This window comes from Pseudomonas sp. GD03842 (assembly GCF_029841165.1).
Taxonomy (GTDB): Bacteria; Pseudomonadota; Gammaproteobacteria; order Pseudomonadales; family Pseudomonadaceae; genus Aquipseudomonas.
In genome coordinates, this window is sequence record NZ_JAOCEA010000006.1 from 221,962 (window position 1) to 243,773 (window position 21,812).

General features: G+C 56.2%; 27 protein-coding genes. 15 read left to right on the forward strand and 12 right to left on the reverse strand.

The features are described from left to right. The first annotated feature begins 86 nt into the window (after positions 1 to 86). The gene (locus N5D61_RS11060) at positions 87 to 989 is read left to right on the forward strand and encodes a LysR family transcriptional regulator (protein WP_108238942.1); all 903 of its coding nucleotides are present in this window, start codon (positions 87 to 89) and stop codon (positions 987 to 989) included. 17 nt (positions 990 to 1,006) lie between these two features. Here N5D61_RS11060 and N5D61_RS11065 read toward each other — a convergent pair whose 3' ends face one another. Beyond that, positions 1,007 to 1,405, reverse strand: a complete 399-nt coding sequence (locus N5D61_RS11065) for a 4-oxalocrotonate tautomerase (protein ID WP_108238943.1) — start codon at positions 1,403 to 1,405, stop codon at positions 1,007 to 1,009. Between the two features lie 105 nt (positions 1,406 to 1,510). Here N5D61_RS11065 and N5D61_RS11070 point away from each other — a divergent pair, with 105 nt between their 5' ends. Together N5D61_RS11070 and N5D61_RS11075 are read left to right on the forward strand one after the other, a co-directional pair. Then, entirely contained in the window at positions 1,511 to 2,389 is an 879-nt protein-coding gene (locus N5D61_RS11070) for a LysR family transcriptional regulator (protein ID WP_108238944.1), read from the forward strand. A gap of 174 nt (positions 2,390 to 2,563) precedes the next feature. Beyond that, positions 2,564 to 3,769, forward strand: a complete 1,206-nt coding sequence (locus N5D61_RS11075; RefSeq protein WP_108238945.1) for an MFS transporter — start codon at positions 2,564 to 2,566, stop codon at positions 3,767 to 3,769. A 154-nt stretch (positions 3,770 to 3,923) separates the two neighbouring features. Here N5D61_RS11075 and sodC read toward each other — a convergent pair whose 3' ends face one another. Then, entirely contained in the window at positions 3,924 to 4,442 is a 519-nt protein-coding gene (gene sodC / locus N5D61_RS11080) for a superoxide dismutase family protein (protein WP_108238946.1), read from the reverse strand. Positions 4,443 to 4,659: 217 nt separating this feature from the next. Between sodC and N5D61_RS26470 the strand changes: the two genes are divergently transcribed. The 5 genes from N5D61_RS26470 to N5D61_RS11105 are packed head-to-tail and all read left to right on the forward strand — an operon-like array spanning position 4,660 to position 7,588. Continuing rightward, entirely contained in the window at positions 4,660 to 5,031 is a 372-nt protein-coding gene (locus N5D61_RS26470) for a hypothetical protein (protein WP_158541390.1), read from the forward strand. A gap of 26 nt (positions 5,032 to 5,057) precedes the next feature. After that, positions 5,058 to 5,801, forward strand: a complete 744-nt coding sequence (locus N5D61_RS11090; RefSeq protein ID WP_279892609.1) for an SDR family oxidoreductase — start codon at positions 5,058 to 5,060, stop codon at positions 5,799 to 5,801. Between the two features lie 10 nt (positions 5,802 to 5,811). Then, positions 5,812 to 6,207, forward strand: coding sequence for a VOC family protein (locus N5D61_RS11095; RefSeq protein WP_279892611.1), 396 nt, complete (start codon positions 5,812 to 5,814; stop codon positions 6,205 to 6,207). A 9-nt stretch (positions 6,208 to 6,216) separates the two neighbouring features. Beyond that, a complete protein-coding gene (locus N5D61_RS11100; RefSeq protein ID WP_279892613.1) occupies positions 6,217 to 6,564 on the forward strand; it encodes a hypothetical protein in 348 nt (115 codons plus the stop codon). A 19-nt stretch (positions 6,565 to 6,583) separates the two neighbouring features. Beyond that, positions 6,584 to 7,588: a saccharopine dehydrogenase NADP-binding domain-containing protein gene (locus tag N5D61_RS11105; protein ID WP_279892616.1), complete on the forward strand. Its 1,005-nt coding sequence runs from the start codon at positions 6,584 to 6,586 to the stop codon at positions 7,586 to 7,588. Positions 7,589 to 7,733: 145 nt separating this feature from the next. Here the strand turns inward: N5D61_RS11105 and N5D61_RS11110 are convergent, their stop codons facing one another. Next, complete coding sequence (locus tag N5D61_RS11110; protein WP_279892619.1) at positions 7,734 to 8,651, reverse strand: LysR substrate-binding domain-containing protein; 918 nt, start codon at positions 8,649 to 8,651, stop codon at positions 7,734 to 7,736. 112 nt (positions 8,652 to 8,763) lie between these two features. Between N5D61_RS11110 and N5D61_RS11115 the strand changes: the two genes are divergently transcribed. Next, positions 8,764 to 9,585 (forward strand): SDR family oxidoreductase, encoded by an 822-nt coding sequence (locus N5D61_RS11115; protein ID WP_279892621.1) that lies wholly within the window; start codon positions 8,764 to 8,766, stop codon positions 9,583 to 9,585. A gap of 104 nt (positions 9,586 to 9,689) precedes the next feature. Then, positions 9,690 to 10,088 carry a carboxymuconolactone decarboxylase family protein gene (locus N5D61_RS11120; RefSeq protein WP_279892623.1) on the forward strand — a complete coding sequence of 133 codons (399 nt, stop codon included), beginning with the start codon at positions 9,690 to 9,692 and terminating at the stop codon, positions 10,086 to 10,088. 103 nt (positions 10,089 to 10,191) lie between these two features. Here N5D61_RS11120 and N5D61_RS11125 read toward each other — a convergent pair whose 3' ends face one another. After that, entirely contained in the window at positions 10,192 to 11,340 is a 1,149-nt protein-coding gene (locus N5D61_RS11125; RefSeq protein WP_279892625.1) for an aldo/keto reductase, read from the reverse strand. A 454-nt stretch (positions 11,341 to 11,794) separates the two neighbouring features. Between N5D61_RS11125 and N5D61_RS11130 the strand changes: the two genes are divergently transcribed. Continuing rightward, a complete protein-coding gene (locus N5D61_RS11130) occupies positions 11,795 to 12,247 on the forward strand; it encodes a heme-binding protein (RefSeq protein ID WP_279892627.1) in 453 nt (150 codons plus the stop codon). A gap of 15 nt (positions 12,248 to 12,262) precedes the next feature. Next, on the forward strand, positions 12,263 to 13,114 hold the full coding sequence (locus N5D61_RS11135) for an SDR family oxidoreductase (protein WP_279892629.1): 852 nt from the start codon (positions 12,263 to 12,265) through the stop codon (positions 13,112 to 13,114). Between the two features lie 297 nt (positions 13,115 to 13,411). On the opposite strand, the gene N5D61_RS11140 is transcribed toward N5D61_RS11135, so the two are convergent. From N5D61_RS11140 to N5D61_RS11175, 8 genes are all read right to left on the reverse strand, one after another. Continuing rightward, positions 13,412 to 14,167, reverse strand: coding sequence for an SDR family oxidoreductase (locus N5D61_RS11140; RefSeq protein WP_279892631.1), 756 nt, complete (start codon positions 14,165 to 14,167; stop codon positions 13,412 to 13,414). Positions 14,168 to 14,473: 306 nt separating this feature from the next. Further along, positions 14,474 to 14,902 (reverse strand): RidA family protein, encoded by a 429-nt coding sequence (locus tag N5D61_RS11145; protein ID WP_108238958.1) that lies wholly within the window; start codon positions 14,900 to 14,902, stop codon positions 14,474 to 14,476. After that, a complete protein-coding gene (locus N5D61_RS11150) occupies positions 14,895 to 15,320 on the reverse strand; it encodes a VOC family protein (protein WP_279892634.1) in 426 nt (141 codons plus the stop codon). The genes N5D61_RS11145 and N5D61_RS11150 overlap by 8 nt, the downstream gene beginning before the upstream one ends. Further along, positions 15,317 to 15,955 (reverse strand): TetR/AcrR family transcriptional regulator, encoded by a 639-nt coding sequence (locus N5D61_RS11155; protein WP_279892636.1) that lies wholly within the window; start codon positions 15,953 to 15,955, stop codon positions 15,317 to 15,319. The genes N5D61_RS11150 and N5D61_RS11155 overlap by 4 nt, the downstream gene beginning before the upstream one ends. Positions 15,956 to 16,097: 142 nt before the next feature. After that, positions 16,098 to 16,838: an SDR family oxidoreductase gene (locus N5D61_RS11160; protein ID WP_279892638.1), complete on the reverse strand. Its 741-nt coding sequence runs from the start codon at positions 16,836 to 16,838 to the stop codon at positions 16,098 to 16,100. After that, entirely contained in the window at positions 16,835 to 17,317 is a 483-nt protein-coding gene (locus N5D61_RS11165; RefSeq protein WP_279892640.1) for a nuclear transport factor 2 family protein, read from the reverse strand. The genes N5D61_RS11160 and N5D61_RS11165 overlap by 4 nt, the downstream gene beginning before the upstream one ends. A gap of 468 nt (positions 17,318 to 17,785) precedes the next feature. Next, positions 17,786 to 18,181 carry a hypothetical protein gene (locus N5D61_RS11170; RefSeq protein ID WP_279892643.1) on the reverse strand — a complete coding sequence of 132 codons (396 nt, stop codon included), beginning with the start codon at positions 18,179 to 18,181 and terminating at the stop codon, positions 17,786 to 17,788. A gap of 87 nt (positions 18,182 to 18,268) precedes the next feature. After that, positions 18,269 to 19,072, reverse strand: coding sequence for an NADPH-dependent F420 reductase (locus tag N5D61_RS11175; protein ID WP_279892645.1), 804 nt, complete (start codon positions 19,070 to 19,072; stop codon positions 18,269 to 18,271). Between the two features lie 87 nt (positions 19,073 to 19,159). Between N5D61_RS11175 and N5D61_RS11180 the strand changes: the two genes are divergently transcribed. The 3 genes from N5D61_RS11180 to N5D61_RS11190 all read left to right on the forward strand — a co-directional run bounded on the left by N5D61_RS11180 (position 19,160) and on the right by N5D61_RS11190 (position 21,759). Further along, a complete protein-coding gene (locus tag N5D61_RS11180) occupies positions 19,160 to 20,098 on the forward strand; it encodes a LysR family transcriptional regulator (RefSeq protein WP_279892647.1) in 939 nt (312 codons plus the stop codon). 191 nt (positions 20,099 to 20,289) lie between these two features. Then, positions 20,290 to 20,979, forward strand: a complete 690-nt coding sequence (locus N5D61_RS11185; RefSeq protein ID WP_279892648.1) for an NAD(P)-binding domain-containing protein — start codon at positions 20,290 to 20,292, stop codon at positions 20,977 to 20,979. Positions 20,980 to 21,048: 69 nt separating this feature from the next. Continuing rightward, entirely contained in the window at positions 21,049 to 21,759 is a 711-nt protein-coding gene (locus N5D61_RS11190) for an SDR family oxidoreductase (RefSeq protein WP_279892649.1), read from the forward strand. Positions 21,760 to 21,812 lie beyond the last annotated feature (53 nt).

The window sequence follows — 21,812 nt, forward strand, 5'->3', positions numbered from 1 at the left end:
TCCTAGCGTCAAGTCGATGGGGTCAGCACAGGCTATGTCCAAACGGTGAGGTTGATAATGAGGCTGTCATTCGTTTCAATGGTGACATGAAGGAACCAATCGGATTCGAACGACTGAGCGGGTTGATCGCCTTTGCCCGCGCGGGCTCTCTGGGCAGCTACAGGGCAGCGGCCCGCTCGCTCTCGCTGTCTCCCTCTGCCATCAGCAAAAGTATTCAGCGGCTGGAGCGGCATTTTGGCGTTTCGCTGTTCACCAGGACCACCCGCTCCTTGGTGTTCACCGCTGAAGGTCGCGACCTGCATGAGCGGGTGCTGCAATTGTTGCGTCAGGCAGAGGAGATCGAGCAGGTCGCCAAATCGGCTCGTGCCGAGCCCGCCGGCACGCTGCGCATCGCAGCGTCACTGCCCATCGGGTTGCACATGATCGCACCCGCCATTGCCGCGTTCCGCAGCCGCTACCCCAAGGTGTTCGTTGACCTGCGGCTGAGCGATCAGATCGTCGATCTGATTGGAGAGGGCATCGACCTGGCAATAAGGATCGGTGAGCTTTCGGATTCTTCGCTGCTGTCGCGGCGACTGATGCCCTACACCTTGGGTTGCTACGCTTCGCCGGACTACCTCGCCCGCTGTGGCACGCCGCAGCATCCCGATGAACTGGCTCGCCACGAGACGGTGAACCTGCGCTATCAAAGCACCGGTCAGGCCATGCGCTGGCCCTTTCGTGTTGCAGACAAAGAGATCGAGGTGGTGCCGGCGTCACCGGTTATCGTCGATGCCAGTGAGGCCGTCGTCGCTGCCGTGGCCGCGGGCGCGGGGATCGGCATGTTGGCGAGCTTCATGGCCGATCCGGGCGTCCAGGCCGAGCGGCTGGTTCCGGTGCTTTCCGAGTTTGCGGTCCAGCGGCAGAACATCACGGCCATCTGGCCAGAGAGCCGACGCACCAACCCCGCCGTCCGTGCGTTTCTGGACATGCTCATCGAGATGGGCTGACGCGGCCCTCCGGTTGGTCAAACACCGGCTTGCTGGTGGCGCCATTCCTGCGTGCGTCCGCCGTAGCCATAGGCCGCTGCACGCGCGTCGATGAGGTGGATATAGGACACCTCGTGCACATCAGGAAGCAGCGCTTTCAGACCCGCATGGACGTCTGCGAGGAAGCGCGCTTTCTCCTTCTTCAGGTTAGTCTCGTCGGTGATGCTGATGTCGAGATGAAAGGCATTGCCGCCGATCTTCGACAGGGGTTGGCCGGCGATGAACCAGTCTTCTTTGGCGATGAACTGGACGGTCGTTGCCATCAATTCGGGCTGTTTGCCCAGCACCTCGGCGGTGAGCTGATTGATCAGCGCCATCGCTTTGTGAGCCAGATCAGGATTGCGCGAACCGGACAGTTGAAGGGTGATTGCAGGCATGAGAGGTATCCTTTGAATGGTTGACGGAGCCATTGTGCGAAGCTTCTTCCTATTGGAAAAGCCGTAAGATACGATGTCATTTATCGTTTTTTCGGATGGATAAAAATGCGCGGATTTGATTTCGAGCAGTTGAAGACCCTTGTGGCGGTGGTCGATGCGGGCAGCATTTCCGCAGCGGTGTCGACGCGCTTTCTGTCGCAGTCCTCGTTGAGCGAGCAGTTGCGCAAACTGGAGGAGGCCGCTGGGGGGCAACTGCTGGTGCGCAGCAAGCTTGGGGTGCAGGCCACGGCGGCGGGCGAGCGTATGGTCGCCCACGCTCGCAAACTACTGGCTTTGTCCGAGGCGGCCTGGCGAGACATGCACGGCATTGCGTTGGAGGGCGAACTTAATCTCGGCCTTTCCGATTATTTCAGACCGAGCCACCTCATGGGGCTGCTGAACCGGATCGCTGAACATCACCCGGGCCTCAGGATTCGCACGCAGGTGGGCAAGAGTGACGACGTGATCGCCGCTTACCGCAACAACGGTCTCGACCTGGCGATCGTCATGCGGATTGCCGGTGCTGCACGGGGGGCATACGGCGACGCACGGGTTTTGCGAACCGAGCGGCTGATCTGGGTCATGGCCAGTCAGAAGAAAATGACCGAGGCACAAAAACCGGTGGAGCTGGCCTTGCTGCCTGAAAGTTGCTCCCTTCATCGTTTGGCACGTCAGCAGCTCGACGCCCATCGGCGCCCCTACGTCATCGCCCACATCGCCTCGGGGGTCGCGGGCCTGCAAGCGGCGGTGGGCGCAGGACTGGGAATCGGTTGCCTCAATGCCTCCGCGTTGATCGAGCCGGGGATGACGGAGGTGCCTGACGGTCTGTTACCCGCGCTGCCGGACGTGGAATTTGTGTTGCTGGAAGCCACACAAAGCGATCCGATGGCCACCGCACGACTGCAGTCGATCACCGAGGTCATCGTCGAGACCTTGGCGACGTGACAGCCTCGCAGATGAGCCGTTCGAGGCCGTAATTCATTGGTTGGGATCATGGTCTTTAATTTAACAGGCATTTCCCAATCCATTTAGATACCGATCAATATATAAATCGTTGACCCCTCGGTTCACTCTCCTTATATTCATATCGATCAGTATATTAGTAAGGAGGAGACGGACATGGCTGTAGGTTCAGGACAGGATGGAAAGCTTCCGCTGGGGGCGTTGCTCGCACTGGCGATGACGGGGTTCATTTGCATCGTGACGGAAACGTTGCCCGCGGGCTTGCTCCCGGAGATAGGACGAGGGCTGGAGGTCTCGCCCTCGCTGGCGGGGCAGATGGTCACGGTCTACGCGCTGGGTTCATTGCTGGCAGCGATCCCCTTGACGATTGCCACGCAAGGCTGGCGCCGCAGGACCGTGCTGTTGCTCACGGTTGTCGGGTTCTTGGTGTTCAATTCCGCGACGGCGTTGTCCTCCAACTACTGGCTGACGTTGATCGCTCGGTTCTTCGCTGGCGTCTCGGCCGGGCTGGCCTGGAGTCTGATCGCAGGCTATGCGCGGCGCATGGTCGCTCCTCGGTTGCAGGGGCGTGCGTTGGCCGTGGCCATGGTGGGTACACCGATCGCCTTGTCACTGGGTGTGCCGTTGGGAACATGGCTGGGCGGCTTCATGGGCTGGCGCATGGCGTTTGCGCTGATGTCGGGCCTGACCTTGGTGTTGATCGCGTGGGTGCTGATCAAAGTCCCTGATTATCCGGGCCAATCGTCCCGCCAACGCTTGGCGTTGCGGCAGGTATTGTTCACGCCCGGCGTACGCTCGGTATTGGCCGTCGTCTTCACTTGGATGCTGGCGCATAACATCCTCTACACCTACATCGCCCCCTTCGTTGCCAAAGCCGGGCTGGCCAGTCAAGTCGACCGGGTGCTCCTGGCATTCGGCGTGGCAGCGCTGGCGGGCATCTGGCTGACCGGTCAATTGGTCGACCGTCATCTGCGTATGGCCGTGCTCGCGAGCCTCGCAACTTTCGCTGCTGTCGCAATCTTCATGGGCCTGTTTTCGGGGTCAGCGGCGGCCGTCTACACGGGCGTTTTCCTCTGGGGGCTGTCGTTCGGCGGCGCCGCCACGCTTTTGCAGACGGCGCTCGCCGATGCGGCGGGCGAAGGCGCCGACGTCGCGCTCTCCATGAACGTCGTGGTCTGGAACAGTGCGATCGCGGGCGGTGGCGTATTGGGAGGTGTGCTGCTTGATCAGTGGGGCGTCGTTGCGTTTCCCAGCGTTTTGCTGGTGTTGCTATTGCTCAGCCTCGCTATTGCGTTTCGGGCACGCGTGCATGGCTTTCCCCGAGGCCACCGGCGCAGCGGGCAGGTGATAGCAGGCCATTGATGGCGTGGATGCGACGCACATTCTCGAAGCGTGAGCGGCTGCAATGCGTCAGCCGCGTTGTGCGATCGCACGATACTTCGGCAGTACCAAGCACGCCGTGATGGGCAACATCCCGCCGCGGACCGGGCGGTTCGCGGAGGGTCGAAGGCATTGCCTAGATAACGCCGCAGGCCACGCGGTCTCCGCCACCGCCCAAGGGCATTGGCATGTCGGAGTGGTTGTCCCCACCTGCATGGATCATCAGGGCGTGGCCCTTCACCTCCGAAATCTTTTTCAGGCGAGGCGCCAACACTGGGTAATTCGCCATGCCGTCGGCCGTCACGTAGACCGCCGGCAAGTCGCCCAAGTGCCCATCGCCATAGGGGCCCAGATGCTTGCCGGTCTTGGCCGGGTCGAAGTGCCCTCCCGCGGCGAGGGCTGCGACTTTCTTGCCGTCCTTGGTGCCTGCATCGCAACTGCCGTTTTCATGCACATGGAAGCCGTGGATTCCAGCGGGCAAGTCGCTCAGTTTGGGCGTGAACACCAGACCGTACGCGGTCTCGCTGATGGTAACCTGACCGATCGGCCGAGGTGCGCCATCCGCGCTGACCAGGTTCATGGGCACATCCAGCGATGCCGCCTGAGCTCCCAGAGAAAGCGTACCGAGAAGACCGAGCCAGACATAACGTTTCATATGCGTTTTCCAATTCAGGTGGATGAAGGGTCAGGATAGTTGAACGACTACAAGAAGACGTTTCAAACGGTGAGCCAGCCTCCTGCGTCGCTGCTGCCAAGGGCCTTGAAGGGCCGTCCCGTGTGAAGGGCCCATGAGAGCCGCTGCGCTAGCCTACCCACGAGCAGCTTCTTGTCATGACCGACGATCGCCATGGTGGTTCCGGCCGGAATGTGTCTTGCAGAAAGCGCATGAAATGTCGGGTTCACTCCGGGTATCCATCGCGCTGATGGGACAGCGCCACGACATCCCCATCGGGCAACTTCCAGCCGGGCAGTGGCCTGAAGGATTTGCTGCCTTTAAACATCGGCCCATAGACCGCCGCACGCTCATGCTCCAGTACGGCGCCTTGGACCCTGCCCCCGCGAGAAATGCCGGTTTCTGTTCGACGGTTTTCCGCGTGTGCGGTGAAGCTGCGAAGCTCATCCCGTTGCCGTTTCATGCCGGCGTTAAACGGCTGGAAAGGGCGTCAGACCAGTTAAAAAAAGAGAAACAGGCAGGATTGAGCCAGGATCAAGCGGGTCAGTGTCAGTGCGGAATATTAACCTGACGGTACTCATCACTACGGAGTCCGTCATGAATGTCATTGTCATTACCGGTGGTAGCCGGGGAATCGGTGCCAGCGCCGCCATCGAGTGTGCCCGTCGCAATTTAGGGGTGGTGCTGACCTATAACCAGAACGCGGAGGCGGCTTTTGACGTCGTCCGACAAATCGTCGACGAGGGCGGCAAAGCTGTCGCGTTGCCGTTGGATGTTGCTGAAGTCTCGACGTTTGGCTCTTTCAAGGACGCATTGGAAAATGCATTAGAGGCCACGTGGGGAGAAGTTGGTCTGAGTGGGCTAGTGAACAATGCAGGGTACGGAATGTATAACCCTATTGTCGCCACGACCGAAGCCGAATTCGATGGCTTGATGAACGTGCATCTGAAGGGGCCGTTTTTTCTGACGCAGGCGCTGCTGCCATTGATGAACGAGGGGGCATGTATCGTCAACCTCACCAGCGCCACGACGCGTGTAGCGACACCTGGTGTGGCGCCGTATGCCACGTTCAAGGGTGGCCTGGAAGTATTGACCCGCTACATGGCGGCTGAATTCAGCGCACGACGCATTCGCGTCAACTCAGTCTCGCCTGGCCCTATCCGAACAGAGCTGGGTGGCGGGCTGAGCGACGAATTCGAATCGTTGCTGGCTTCTCAAACGGCCCTTGGACGAGTCGGCGAGCCACAAGAGGTTGCTCGTGTCATCGCCTCATTGCTAACCCTCGACGGCGGCTGGATCAATGCTCAAAACATTGAAGTCAGTGGCGGCTACATCATCTGAGGATAAGCACATGATTGACCATATTTTTCTCACCGTTCGTGACATGGATCGCTCCATCGCCTTCTACGACACCGTGCTTCCAATGCTGGGTATCACCAGTCGCCTTGATTACCAAGGGGCATCCGAGGTTGAAGGGCCCATTGAACTCAAGGGGTTTGGCGCCAAAGGCCGTATGTTTTTCTGGTTGCGTAAGGGCACCCCAGCGCCCGGGGCGGTTCATGTCGGGTTCGTAGCGGACTCAGAAGATCAAGTGAACGCAACCCATGCGCAGGCATTGTCCTGTGGCGCGGTGGATGTGCATCCGCCTGGGGCACAGCGTCATTATGATCCCCGCTACTACGCCGCTCAGGTCAAAGACCCTGATGGGTACAGTTTGGAATTCGTGTACAAAAGCTGGCAACACTGAGGTGATGCAATGGACGAGCAGGATAAGCCCGCATTGACCGCAATCCATGCTTTTTTCGCGGCCACGAACCTATTCGATGTACCCGCCGCCTTGGCGGTTTTCACAAACGACGCCGTGATCGACGACCCATCCACAGGGCATATCTTCACGGGGCTGCTAGGTGTTCAAGATTATCTGGAACGGTATTTCGTCGCCTACCAAACGGTAACCCGCATGTTGGAGTGTGAGCTTTTCGAAGCAGGTCGAGCCCATATAAGGGTCGACTTCACGGGTGATTTTGGCCACGAAATTGGGGTGATGGACATCTCCTTGAATGTCGAAGGCTTGATAACGCACATCCACGCCTACTTGGAATGACGTTTACCAAGGTGAATTCATGAAAAAGCTCATGATCTACGGCGCTACTGGTTACACCGGTGCGTTGGCTGCGGAGTATGCCGCATCTATCGGTCTTGATTTAATAGTCGCAGGGCGGGCACGCAACAGACCGGCGCTTGAAGCGCTGGCCCGACGGCTCGGTGCCGAGGCGAGAGTTTTCGACCTCCATGGAGGCGACGCTCTGGAAGGATTGTCCAAGGACGTATCCGTCGTACTGAATGCGGCGGGACCTTTTGTAGAAACCGCCGAATTTCTCATGTCCATAGCCATTCGGGCGAACGTTCATTACCTCGACTTTTCAGCTGAGCTAAGCAGTTATCGACAAGCGCTAGCATTGAGTGATGAGGCGCGGGTTAACGGCGTTATGCTGATGCCAGGAAGCGGCGGCAGCGTAGCAATGCTGGGCAGTCTCGCGGGTCATGCTGCGTCTCGAGTGCCTGAACCGCGCAGTTTGAGCATCGCCCTTGAGGTGACAGGTTCAATGTCAAAGGGGTCAGTTGCCACTGCTGGGAGGGGGATGGCGATGAACCCCCTGAAACTGATCAACGGAAACCTCGTAACTCGCAGCCCGGATGAAGTCCGAGACTTCGATTTCGGCCGCGGCCCTCGCTCATCGTTTCCAGTAACCCTACCTGATCTCCTGACGCTGCATCACATGACCGGTATAGGCAACATCGAAACGTTCGTTCATATAAGCGAAGGCGAATTTTCGACGAGTTCGGGCGACGCGCCGACGGCCGGTCCGACACCCGAGGAGCGTGCTGCTAACAGGTACCGAGCGACGGCGGAAGTTACCGGTGCAGATGGTCGAGCGATTCGATCATCACTCTCATCAGTAAACGGCTACACATTTACCGCCATGGCTTCGGCCGAGGCCGCGCGGCGGGTGTTAGCAGGCGAATATTTGCCGGGCTTTCAAACTCCTGCTGGATTGTTCGGTTACGGCTTCGCCCTCACGATCGCCGACACGACAATCACCGATTTTCCCAGTCAGGATAGCTAATGACACAGCTAGCTAGGGTGCGTGGCCCTCTGCGTCCTGTGACCTGAGATCGTAAACCGGGAGCGAACATCGGCTTAAGGTGCTAACCATTCGAATCACGCCGCAGCCAACGTGTTTCGGCTCCAAGGCTTGAGCTTTTGCCGCCCTACAGCATGGGCTCAAGACCTTCATGTTGGCGAACAATCGCAACAAGCTGGCGCAAGCCGGGCGGCGGAAGCCGACGGTTGGAATAGTAAAGGCAGAATGGAGCTCCTGATGAGGCCCACTCTGGCAAAACAACGCGCAGGTGGCCTCGTTCAATGTGGAGATTCACGCGGCGCTCAGGCAAATAGGCGAAGCCTAACCCACTAATGGCTGCGCCCACTGTGTGCTCGGTTTCGTTAGCGCAGATCGGGCCGTCGACGTGGAGTCGAACCGTCGATTCACCGTTGCCCAGCTCCCAAGGGTACAGGCTGCCATCGCCGATTCTCATCTGTATGCAAGGTAGCTGCAGCAGATCCGCGGGCGACTCAGGCAATCCGACTTGGTCGATAAGCATTGGGGCCGCTACTACTACCCAGCGTACTGAAGCCGTGAGCGCTACACACACCATATCGTTCGGCACCTTGTCCCCATAGCGAATGCCAGCATCAAATCCTCGCTGAATAATGTCGACCATCTGGTCATCAACACAGACGTCTAGTTTTACGTCGGGATAGGCTGCGAAAAACGATGTGAGTGCTGGCGCCAGGACAAGCCTGGCACCATCGCGTAATGCGGTAATTTTCAAAATGCCTTTTGGCGTGCCCCGGCTCCCCTCTAACTCATTCAGGGCGCGCTGTATCGACGCGAAACCTACCCCCAGTTGACGCGACAGCGACATACCTGCCTCGGTCACTGTTATCGTGCGACTGGAGCGGTTGAGAAGACGTATTCCCAAGCGTTGTTCTAGCCTGCGCAGCCGATGGCTCAGCGCCGAACGGGTCACATCCAATTCAATTGCCGCTTGGCCAAAGCTGCCATGGCGGACAATTACCTGAAAAACATACAGATCGCCCAGCATTGCACTGTCTGTTTCCGTCATTTGAAGTTTCCTAACGCCGATGTTGAGTAATAGTAAACGATTGTACGCAGCTTCTCGTGGTCAACCGAAAGCGAATCAAGTTCGCGTTTCTAACTATCATGAGTGAGGTTCTATGAAACGTCTGAAAGACACTGTTGCAATCGTGACGGGCGCGGCCACCGGTATTGGGCGAGCGACATCTATTGCATTTGCGCGAGAAGGGGCCCGCGTGGTCGGGGTCGACGTCAATGAAGATGAGCTAAAACGTACTGTGCAGGAGATTGTTAACTCGGGTGGTCTGGCAGAGGGATACACGCTCAATGTGGGAGACGAAGAAAAGATCATTCATTTCACTCGCTACGTCAATGAACATTACGGGAGGGTCGATGTGCTATTCAACAATGCTGGAGTGGATGCAATCGGCGGGAAAGTGCACGATTATCCGACAGAGCTATTTGACAAAATCGTGGCGGTTGATCTTCGTGGTACATTTTTGATGAGTAAATACGTTATACCCCTGATGCTCCAACAAGGCGGTTCAATCGTCAATGTATCTTCAATGTCAGGCTTGGCCGCCGATCTTGATCGGTCAGGCTACAACGCGGCTAAAGGAGGTATTACCAATCTTACGAAAGCGATGGCAATTGATTATGGACGTCAGGGTATACGTGTCAACTCCATTTGCCCTGGGACGATTGAGACGCCGCTAGTGGATACCTTGGCAGGGGCCAAGGAAGACCGTGATGGGCAAGCTTTTCGAGACGCGCAAACATGGGTTACGCCGTTAGGTCGGATCGGGCGACCTGAGGAAGTTGCAAGCGTAGCTGTATTCCTGGCTTGCGATGAAAGCTCTTTCATGACGGGTGAGTCCCTGCTGGTCGACGGAGGAGTAATGGCTTATACATGGCCCGGAAAAATGCTTATCGACGATAGCTGGAAGCATCCCACGCAGTAGGACGCTCGGCTCGAATGTTTTTGCATGAAAACGTGGAGGGGGGTTGATTATCGCCAAACAAATGACTAGCGCTTAATTTTTTCTTACTACAGAGGAATCAACAGATGGCTTTCAACAAATTGATAGAGTACGACGATGCATCTCCAGAGGTCAGAGCTGTCTACGACGATATCATGTCTCATCGAGGCGTCGAAGATGTCAACAATTTTTGGAAGTGTGTTGCTGCTCACCCACCGACACTTCGGGATACTTGGCACTCTGTCAAGTCAATCATGGACGAAGGGGCGCTGAGTCCACTAGTCAAGCAAATGATCTACATGGCTGTCAGCATCACCAACGCCTGCGCTTACTGCACAGCTTCTCACACCGCTGCAGCGAAGACCTCCGGAATGACCAGCGAAATGTTTGGTGAATTACAAGCAGTTATCGCATTGGCGAATGCAACCAACCGCTTGGCGCTCGGCTATGATGTGCCGGTGGATGATCAATATTTATCAAAATAGTCTAACTGCTGACCCGCGTGAAATGACGGGGCCATCGTTGGCCCCGTTTGTGGGTGGCAAATGCCAAAGCGCTGCGAGTGGGCAACGTGGCGAGTTCTAATACCTAGGCTTTCGGTTTTGGTGGCAAGTGGGCACCTGCTGCGATGAGCTTTTCATGCAACAGCTCCTCCCAGAACTCAGAGGGAATCTTCGCCTGCATCGAGTTATAGTCCTCTAAAATTTGCTGATCGCTATGCGCTCCCACCACCAGTGCAACCGCCTCGGACGCGGAAGCGGAAAATTGCAGGGCGGCCGTGCGCAGGTCTACGCCATGCCGCGCGGCAACTGCTCGAAGACGGTCACGTTTAGCGAGAACCGCTGCTGGAATCATGAAGTTTTGCTTTCCATAGTTATAACGCGAGCTGCCGGAAATGAAGCCGGCGTTTAGCGAAGATCCCATCACTAGAGAAACCTGCTTGGCTCGAACAGCCGGAAAGAGCCTCGTAATAGTATCTTCATGATCAATAAGCGAATACTGTCGCGCGCACAGGCATACATCCGGATCCGCATCTTCTATCACTTTCAGTATGGCGTTAGGGGTATTTACCCCAACGCCCCAACCTCGGATGATGCCTTCATCTCGCATCTTGGATAGCGCGGGGAAGGCTCCTTTGCGTGCGATCTCGTACTGCTCTTCCCATCCATTCGGGAAGTAGGCGAAATCGGGTGACAAATCATGCACAAAGGCTATATCCAGATGTGATACACCCAAGCGTTGGAGACTGTCCTCAATGGAGCGGCGGACGCCGTCGGCTGTGTAGTCGATGACCAAATCATTTGGGGAATCGGACAGCGGAAAAATTTCTGCATGTTTATTATTCTTGGATGCTTTGAAAAGTTTTCCTACTTTTGAGGACAGTAAGTATTGGTCGCGGGCTTTGTTGTGAAGGAAGCGACCAAAGCGCCGCTCTGCCAATCCGAACCCATACCACGGAGCGACATCGAAGTAACGAACGCCCGCATCCCAAGCTGCTTCCAACGTGGCATCTGACTGCTTATCAGTATGCTTATCGAATTCGTTGCCCAGGGGAACGCCCCCCAAGCCAAATTTGAATTCAGGCTTGAATATCTGGTGCGCGCGGGTCGTCATGGTGTGTTCTCCGTGATTCGTTTGGCTCGATTCGTCGCCGAAGGCAGGCAGCAATGTCGCGCCCGCTGCAGCGGTCGCGGACATGGCTAAGAATCTTCTCCGTGTACTGTTGTATTCGGTCATAACAACCCCTTTACCGAGAACGGTCTCTATTGAAGACGACCGACCGAGTTCGATGGTCATGGTTAGCGTTAGCGACACCTGATAGTCGATGTATTCCCATCGCGGCCTGAAGCTGCACACTGTTCTGACCCCAAGGGGCAAGGAGCGCGTGACCAGGTTCAGCTTTAGAAATATCTGTTTGGGTGGTGGCGCATTAAAAGAGATAGTTCCACGGATGATTTGGTTCGATGAGGAAACCTCATCCTAGCGACGAGTATTTTGATCACCGGTTACACAACGGCGATCGGCCAAGCCTGCTCATCGCCGAGTTGAATTTCTTTCATCAAACATCTTCCTGTTCAATCGCTCAATAGAACACCTCCATACGACGATTTCAAAGTTCAAATGGAGATCGGCGCAGGGGACGTGAAGAATCCCTGCGGCTGCAACCCATCAACTATCAGGGAGTGCCAGCATGCACAGCCTAGTTTCACTCGAACTGACCGATGCGAAGTCGCTTATTGCTGCCGCCGAGACAGAAGCAAACAGGCTTTCCAGTCCAAGCAATATCGCAATTGTGGATGTCACAGGTTACTTAATAGCTCATGTTCGGATGGATGGTGCTCAATTGGGCAGCGTACATCATTCTATTGATAAGGCTTTTACGAGCTGCGTACTGCGTTCAGATACAGGCGTGCTAACTGATCAGGCGCAACCCGGAGGTTCGCTGTACGGGCTTGCCGGCAGCATCGATGGAAGAGTAATCACGTTCGCAGGTGGAGTTCCTGTCAAATCAGATGGCTGCGTCATCGGAGCCATTGGGGTCAGCGGCGGCACGGCCGAGCAGGATCATCAAATCGCGCTAGCGGCGGTAGGTGCGTTTGAAAAAAACGCAATGCCAAAGTCAATGCATTCTCAAAAAAACTGAGGCGGACTTATATCTATGTCATCCAAAACTATCCTTATTACGGGCGCTGGAACTGGGTTCGGGAAAGAAATTGCGTTACAAGCCTCGGCCGCGGGGCATCATGTGATTGCCGGGGTTGAAATCACTGCGCAGATCGCAGACCTCAGCAATGAAGCCAAGCGCCGAGGGTTGGATCTTCAGGTTGAGAAGTTAGACGTGACCGATGCTCAGGACAGGGACCGAGCACAGCTGTGGCCAATAGACATTTTACTGAACAACGCTGGTATTTCTGAGGGCGGAAGCGTCGTGGATATTCCACACGCACAGCTCCAGCGTCAGTTCGAGGTTAATGTATTTGGGCCTGTTTTGTTGACGCAGGGAATCGCGAAGAGCATGGCCAGGCGGGGTCAAGGGATGGTGATCTTCATGTCGTCTGTAGCCGGCCTGACCGTTGACCCCTTTACCGGTGCATATGCGGGATCTAAGCACGCTGTGGAAGCTTTCGCGGAGGCCCTTCGAAAGGAGATGCTCGAATTCAACGTCCAGGTCGCTACCATTAATCCAGGCCCGTTTTTGACCGGATTCAATGACCGAATGTTTGAAACTTGCCAGACATGGGCCAGCGACCCTAAATCTCGATTGTTTGATTACAGTTCAATTGCCTTTCCCCACAAGCAATTTGATTTCAAACCGGTGGTCGACGCGGTCCTCGATGTAATTGAAGGCCGTTCGAAGCGCTATCGAAATGTCGTGCTCAAGGCCTTTGAGACGCAGGTCAAAGATGAACAGCAAGCGGTCTGGGATCGTTCGTTTCAGGACGGACTTGGTACCCGACATGAGCTCGTGCAGGCCGCATACGACCTGAAGCCCGCAACGCCAGTCGAGTGAGTAAAGGTTCCTCAAAAAAGCACCTAAGTTGTGTTCATCCTTCGAGCCTACCCTGGCACCTAAGCTGAAGTTGTATCAAGGCCGTCGGTGCCATGGGAGGCAGCTATGAAGGACATACAGCCTCCGTGCCTAATGAACCGATATCACAGTGCGCCTTGCTGTGCTGCGGGATAAGCAAGGCGAGCGTTAATCGCTGCTCACCGTGCTTATGTGCAGCGGTATTTACTGGATTGATTCAGTGCCAGATCATGCGGCGCTCGCTTGTCCCAACGAATGTGGCGGCGTGACACAAATAAATTAAATCTGAGTCATACCGCCATCGGCAACCAGATCGATGCCGGTGACGAAGCTTGAGTCGCTAGAGGCGAGGAAAAGAGCTGCCTTCGCCATCTCCTCGGGCCGACCCATGCGGCCGAGGGGCACATTCGCCACTATTTGCTGCATAAACTTCTCGACCTCATCGGGAGTGAGCCCAGATGTGCCCATGATCGGTGTATCGATAGGACCAGGGCTAAGGGTATTGACGCGGATGCCTCGATCTTTGAATTCAGCGGCCCACGTACGAGCAAATGAGCGAACGGCTGCTTTGGAGGCGGAATAGGGGGCGAAACCGGGAATACCCAGATAATGGGCGTTCGACGCAGTGAGGACGATAGACGCTCCATCGCTTAGTAGTTTGACGGCCTTCTGCACGGTAAAGAAGACGCCTCGGGTGTTCACGTTGAAAACTCGATCGAAGTGATCCGGCGACGCGGCGGCACCTGGCGGAGCCAACCCCCCAACGGCAGCGTTTGCGACGATAATATCGACGCGGCCTTTCTCACGCTCAACGATGCCGTAAAGCCTCTCGAGGTCTTCTAAGTCAGCGACATCACCCTGAACAGGGGTGACATTCCGTCCTATTTCCTTAGCCGCTTTTTCAAGTTCAGCGGCGCGGCGGCCGGTGATGAATACGTAGGCGCCTTCAGCGACAAATTCTTTGGCGATAGCGAGACCAATTCCGCTCGACCCGCCTGTGATAACAGCGATTTTATTGGAAAGTTTGCCTGACATTAGTTGGTCCTTTCGTTTAATTGAGACTGCGACATTCACAGTTGTTCAGGGTGAGCGAACGTTATGCCTAAGCTGTGGCCCTCCACCAAGAGCATTTTGGCTGCCAGATTCTTCCAATGTATTTACAGTGCTCGCGGGTGACGCCCGCCATACGGCCACGAGTTACCCGTTCAACAGAAACTTATCTGGCATTCTGGACAACTTTACTCTAATGGGGTCTGAAGAAACTTCAGGAGACGCGGCTCTGACAGAGTTCGTACTCATGGACCGAGCGTCATAGTTTTCTTAGTTCTTACCCAGCATCCGTTACCACGATCGGAACTGGCGTTTGCCCGGAACGACGGCCATGGCTTCTACTTCCACCAGATACTCCGGTTGGGCCAACGCTTGGACCCCGATCCACGAGGAGGCCGGTGGGTTTTCGGAGCCAAAAATCTCAACTAAAACCTTTGCAAGCACATCGGCATCCGCACCCGATCGGAAGTTTGGAACGTAGATTCGCAGGTTCTGAATATCATCCGACACGCCGCCAGCCGCCTCGACAGCGATAACGACCTGCTTCAATACCTGGCGAAACTGGCCCTCTAATCCTTCTGCGTTTCGCGTACCCGTAGCGTCCCAAGCGACTTGCCCGGCGATGGATACAATGTTTCCTGGCCCACAGACCACGACTTGCGAAAATCCCCACTCAAGACTCGAAAATAAAGAAGGCGGTTGGATAGTCAGTCTAGGCATTTAATGGATCCTCTAATGCTGTGTCCTGGGTGCTTTGGCAAACCGCCTCAACGTTAAAGCCATCCGGATCCAGCACATAAGCGGCGTAGTAGTGGGCGTGGTACTGGTTGCGCACGCCCGGTGGTCCATTGTCCGTCCCTCCAGCCTGTAAAGCCGCTTTGTAAAAGGCGTCGACCAAGTCTCTTGAGTGTGCGGCAAATGCGATATGGATGCCGACGTTAGGCTCTTCATTGTCATGGACCCACAGACTGGGGTACCCCTCCCTGCCAAAGCCATGTCGCGTCCCGCCCGTACGTGTCCGCGAAGGTTCGATCGTGATGATGCGACAGATGCCCAAAGGTTTCAGGGCTCGTTCGTAAAAGTGCCGCGACGTCTCAGCGTCACTTACTGCCACTTCGATGTGGTCTAGGACTGTCATGGATGCGAGCCGCTCGTGGGGGCGAGTAAAGCCTCGAAGCTCTGGCCAGCAAGGCTCGCGACTTTCGTGAGGCGAGGCCGGGACAGTCCTGATCGAGCCGCCGCCGAAAAGCCCTGCAATGTGGTCACAACGTAATCCGCCAGCTCGCGAGAGCGTTGCGGCTGAGTTTGGCGGATGTAGCGCTCGATGAACGAAGCGGCAGCGTCTCCATAGCCGTTAGCAAGTGCACGTACCTGCGGATCAGCAGAACGCATGCCTTCCGCGGCCATGCAGCCCCGCTTGACCTTGGACCGAGTGTAGAGCGCGGCTGCATTAAGAAATAAGTCGGTCATCGCTTCATGCAAGGGGCGATCATCCGTCAGGATTTTATCCGCCGGCAGGTTTGCTTCTTCGACGTAAACTGCGAGGCATCGCTCAAATAACCCGGCCTTACTGCCATAGGCAGCATAGAGGCTGGGTGGATTGATGTTCAGAGCACGCGTCAGCTCCGCGATACCAACAGCATCAAACCCTCGTTCGTGAAACAGATCCTTCGCGATGAGTATTCCCGCCTCTCGGTCCAGGGATCGCCTTTGCTTACGGACAGCCAAGTCCTCAGCGCCTTGTGGTGTTGCTTGCGAACGTAGATTTTTCATATTGGATTCGCCTGTCCAAAATTTATTCGGAGCCAATGCAACGGTAATCGAGCGATGGACGCAAGCTTTGGGGTGTCATTCGCACCGCTGAAACAGCCTCGACCGCGAGGATGGGTCTCATGCGATACACAGGAATGTTTCGTCACCAAGGCTGCACACCCTCGTGCCCGAAAAAGCCTCCCGTCGGACCGTCATCCCCTATAGTGGCCAGCCGTATCGCTACAGATGCACCTTCGTCCGGCGTCAGCGCGCCTTGATGCTCATTCAAATCGGTTGCCACACTTCCCGGCTCAATGACATTGACCTTTATGCCGTCTGGCGCCAGCGCTTTTGCAAAAGAAACGGCAACGGCATTAACGGCCGTCTTCGATGAGTTGTAAGCCAGAAAATTGGCCGTCGAGTAAATAGACGCTGCGTTATTTACAAGACCCAACGAGCCCAAGCCGCTGCCGATAATCACAACCCTTGCGCTCTCCGACTTGCGAAGTGCTGGCACAAAGGCCTGCGTCACCCGGATAACTCCAAATACGTTGACTTCATACACGGCCTTGACCTCGGCAAGCGATTGCTCCAAAGGCGAGGCATCCGCTCCTAATATGATGCCCGCGTTATTCACCAGGATGTCGAGGTGCCCGGATTCCTTTAGCACTCGCCGCGCGGCGGCATTGACGCTCTCATCGTCGGTGACGTCAATGAGGAGGAGGCGAGCATTTATGCCCATTGCCACCAACTGCCCGACCGCCCGCTGACCTCTGCGAACATCGCGAGCGCCGACCCACAGGCTGTATCCCTGCTTGCCTAGCCCGGTGGCGATGGCAAAGCCAATGCCTTTATTGCCACCGGTGATCAAAGCCGTCTTACAGGCGGTAGCCGTTACGTTCATGACGCTGTGTCGCTGCTGAGGCCGCCAACATGAAACTTCAAATCACCCATCAAATGGGCGGTGACAGCCCTTCGCACAAAGTGCCAGTTGCCGTTGAGCTTGCAGAAAGTGTCGTGGTAATGGCCCGCACAAATGGCTTGCAGCGGGAAACCCTTGAGTTCCTGATGAACCGTGAAGTAGCTTTTTGACGTGGCTGAGCCCTGCTCAACATCGACATCAATGAGCATATTAGAGACCGCGTGCCAGGTGCGAGGGGTACCGTCTTCATGGCGCTGAACTCCCGAGATCAGAAACTTTTCGATATCGGCCTCTCCTTCAGCAGTCGCCCCTGGCACTTCGAGCGTGGCATGTTTCAGGAGCTTGGCTACCTCGTCGAATTGTCCGCTGTCGAGAAGGTAGGAATAGGTCGAGATCAAACGACCGATCTCACGCTCGGCCGAGATCGAAGCGTTAACGTTGGTATCAGCAAAAGAATTCATTGCGCATTCCGTGTTGGATCGATGTTGGATGAATGGCTAATGGGTAGGGTCAGTGCACATTCATGCTTTTTGTAGTGACCACTATATTTCTATGTATCGATCACTACAAGTGTAATGTGAAAATTTAAGCATTTCAGGGCGAGCTCACCCCCGTACCTCGCGTAGGATGGTCAAGTCATCGCTGCTCCCCTTGGGCGGTGGTGGGCACAAGCGCATGCTGGCTCCAAATGAGGAATTCCAGAGCGGAGAACAATGGATCGGGCGACGACTACCCGTGATGCGAATTGTCGACACCGCTGGGGAGCATGCGAAAGCTTTTGCGGTCCCTCGCAAATGTCGGCGTCGCAGTGGCCTTCTGCTAAAGCTTGGTTAGCTCAAAGTCGAGGGCAGTCAGCGTGAGGCAGTGTTTGCATTGAGTTTCTTGAACCCTGAGCAGGTCCGTGAATGGAAGGCTTCCGGTCCTGACCTTTACAAGCATGGAATTTTGTCGACTTGGGCTACGACTCTTCCATTGCTGTCGGCAAGCCGCACGCTGGCTTGCCCATCTACACTGCCTTCGGTGATTGAGTAGCGTTGATCGGGCTGGAAGTCGTCGTAATTGAGCGTGGTGACGCACCGACGATGAATGCCTCGATAGTCTTGCCTGGCCAGTCCAATTTCAAGGCTCTGCTTGCTGCCGGTGAATCGAAAACTGTTCATATTGCTGACAGGCGCTTGACCCAGCCGTCTTGCGACCATCTCATTCCCGGGTGTGGGGCGCAGATCGACAACAGTTTGCCCGTCCTCTGGGCGAGACGCTTCGGTTGCACAAGCTGCTAGCAAAAGCAGTAATGTGGCACACCCGATTGGGTTCAAAATGCTCATACCGGCTCCGTGGGTTGACGAGCGTAGGGAACGCTGTAAGTGTCGACTTGATGCCAAGCGCCAGCATGTGGCGCCTGACGTCATACGTTACTTCTTGATCGTGTTGGCGCTGGCAAGCTCGAGAAACAGCGCGATATGAATGGGGGGCATGCCTTCCAGCGTGCCGCCGATTGGAGATGGACGCTGCGTTTGGTCGATCAGCTCCTGCGCCTCGTCGAGTGAGAGTGGCTTGCCTGGGCGCTGATAGGCTTCCTTCGCCTCATCTTCACTCAGGCCTTCCGGAATGGCTGGCGCATAGGGCCAGAAATAGATAGGGGTGTTGGGTTCAATGCGCCAACTGTCAGCCAGTGAGCCAGCGTCAACGACGTCGTAGCCGATTGCTTCGATGAATCGTCGAACCGACTCCTTTGCCAGCGCATCGTCTCCCGCAATGGGCAGGGTTGTCCGTTGGGAATCATTCCTTGGTCGGGCGTTCTGTTGCATGTGAATCCACCCCAGATTGTGCATCCCTTTCACGACCTTCGCGCTTGGCAAGTGCCGCTGTACCAGCTCGCTTGATGTCAGCTCACCACGGTCAAGATCGGCCCTGCGAAATCCACCGATACCTGGGTAGTAGTTCGTTTGATCGATGACGATCTTTCCAGCCAGTTTCTCAGCAGGCAGAGCTTCGAAATTAGCCAGCGGAATTGCGATCGAGACAATGTCTGCGGCTGTAATCGCTTCCTCGACCGATCCTGCCCGCGCCAATGGGCCGAGTTCGGTGATCAGGCCGGACAAGGACTCGGGGCCGCGCGAATTGCTGATCACGACGCTGTATCCCGCCGCAACGGCCAGGTGAGCAACCGCCTTGCCGACAAGGCCTGCGCCGATTATTCCGAGGGTATGGGCCATCTTGCATTTCCTTCCTGAGTGGGCAGCAGCCTGCCGCCCATATTGTTAAGAGCGGGTTGTCGCTGCACTGTAGAAAGGTGTGCTGGTTTGATAAATACAACGGAAAAACACAGACTGTTGTCTATGAGTACATCAATCGACCTTATGGAAATGCGGACGTTTGTCGCAGTTGTGACGGACGGTTCGTTCACGTTGGCAGCAGAGCGGCTGGGCACCGACAAAGCTCGGGTCAGTCGCATCGTGCGGCGTATGGAGCAGAAACTCAGCGCCCAACTTCTTACTCGCTCCACCCGCCGACTGAGCGTCACGGAAGTAGGGCGCGATTATTTCGAGCGAGCGGTCGGCATTCTGAGTGCTGCGGAGGCTGCCGAGGCCGCAGTGGCGCATCAGGGTCGAGAACCTAAAGGCCTGCTCAGGATCACGGCCGGATCAGAGTTCGGGACAATGGTGGTAGACCAATGGATCGCAAAGTTCTTGCGGTTGGCACCGAAAGTGACGGTCGAGGCGGAATACACCAACCGTTTGGTGGACATCATCCATGAAGGGATCGATGTCGCCGTTCGGGTGGGCGTGCTTCCAGATTCCGGGTTGTCCGCGCGCAAGATCGGTGAGGTGACTTATGGGCTATACGCGTGCCCGGATTATCTCGTCGGCAAGGTCGAACCTGGCGCCGTGGAGGATCTGAAAGATCACGATCTCATCATGAAACCCTCTCGCGGCCGAGCGACCTGGACACTGTTGAACGGGGAGGAAACACTGACTTGGGCGCAAGCTCCCCGCGCTGCGGTCAACAGCGTCATCGCCGCAAAGAACCTTGCACTCTCCGGCATTGGGGTCGCACACCTGCCACGCTTCATGGCTGAGCCCTATGTGGCCGACGGCGCTCTGGTTCGGGTACTGCCCGGCTGGTCACAGGCACCCGCTCCGGTTCACGCCTTATTCCCATCGAGCCGTTACATGGACCCCAAGGTACGAGGTTTCATCGACCTTTGTTTGAGTGAGTTCACGAACGGCTTCGTTGCTTGAAACTGGCGCCTTTCATCGAGTGATTGTCGGTTTGGACGACAACACTCAGTTGTTTTCTCACCTATTTATCGCTACGAAAAGCCACGGTTAGAGTGCATCCGCTGACAGCGCACGTGCATCAGCGTGAATGGAAAGACGCCACGCGTAGGCTCATGGCCGTCTTCCGAACACGAAAACCGAACCGTGGGAACATGATGAAAATAGGCATTCTGAATACCGGCAATATCGGCAGCCGGCTCGCTAGAGCTTGGGCAGCGGCCGAGCACCAATTGGTCCTCGCAAAAGACGGAGAGGATCGCAAGATCACTCCACTTATCGCCGAACTGGGCGAGCGAGCACGTCTGGGGACGATCAGACAAGCTGCGGATTTTGGCGAGGTCGCGCTTTTTTCGGTCTATTGGCCCCGAGTAAACGCCGTAATCGACGCGATTGGTGATGGGCTCGATGGCAAGGTGGTGATCGAGACCATGAATCCTCTCGGCGTCACCGCTGAGTTCGTCCACTTCCACGATCATGACTTCATGCACGACAACTCAACGGCAGAGTACCTGCAAGAGCGCCTGCCCAAAACTCGTGTAGTGAAGACCTTCAATCTGCTGGCCGCGCCGTTGCTGGAGGCTGCTGCCTGGACGGAAAGTCCGGTCAAGCCGAGTGTTTTCTACGTCACCGACGACTTGGAAGCGGGAAAGATCGCCCGCCGGCTGATTGAGGACGCTGGGATGGTTCCGGTCAACGCAGGTCCGCTGAAAGCCGCCCGGCAACTCGAGCAGTTGGGTGTCTTGATGCATCAGATCGCACAGCACGAATACAACGGTGATACCGATCTTGTTCGCTTGGGTCTCGCCATCATTGAGGCTACCCCAGGCCCCTTCGTTCGCTAGACATCAATCAGCAACGCCCCTTCATTCCGCACAATCAGCTACGCATTTGGCCTGGCCAAGGAAATATTCATGTCTCAATCACTTATCGGAAAAACCGCCCTGGTCACCGGCGGATCCAGAGGCATTGGACGCGCAGTCGCCCTGTGTCTTGCGAGAGAAGGCGCGACCGTCGCGCTGACTTACAACGCCAACCAGGCAGACGCCGATGAAGTTGTCTCCTCTATCCAGCAAGCCGGTGGTAACGCGTTCGCACTCCAGGTCGACCTGTTGGATGGACACGCCATTCCACACTTGTTCGTGAAACTGGACAGTGAGTTCATCAAACGGCGTGGGAGCACTACGCTCGATGTTTTGGTCAACAACGCCGGGAACCCAGGCTGGGGCGGTTTCGCGGATGCGACTCCCGCCAGTTGGGACGCAATCTTCGCTGTCCACGCCCGCGCGCCATTCTTCGTGGTCCAAAACGCGTTGAGTCGGCTTGCAGAGGGTGGACGGGTGATCAATATCTCTTCAGCGCTTGGCACTCGCCCACTGCCGGTTGTACCGATTTACGCCATGGCGAAGGCGAGCATCAACAACCTCACGCATTTGCTTGCCATGCAACTGGGGCCACGGGGTATCACCGTGAACGCCGTTGCACCGGGCTGGGTAAAAACCGACATGAATGCGGCTGTTCGTGAAAATCCCGACACGGTGAAAGCAATCGAGGCCGATACCGCCCTGGGGCGTTTTGGAGATACTGCAGACATCACATCGGTCGTTGCTTTTTCTGGCCTCTGATGCAGGGCGTTGGATAACCGCACAAGTGATTGAAGCAAGTGGTGGCTACAAGC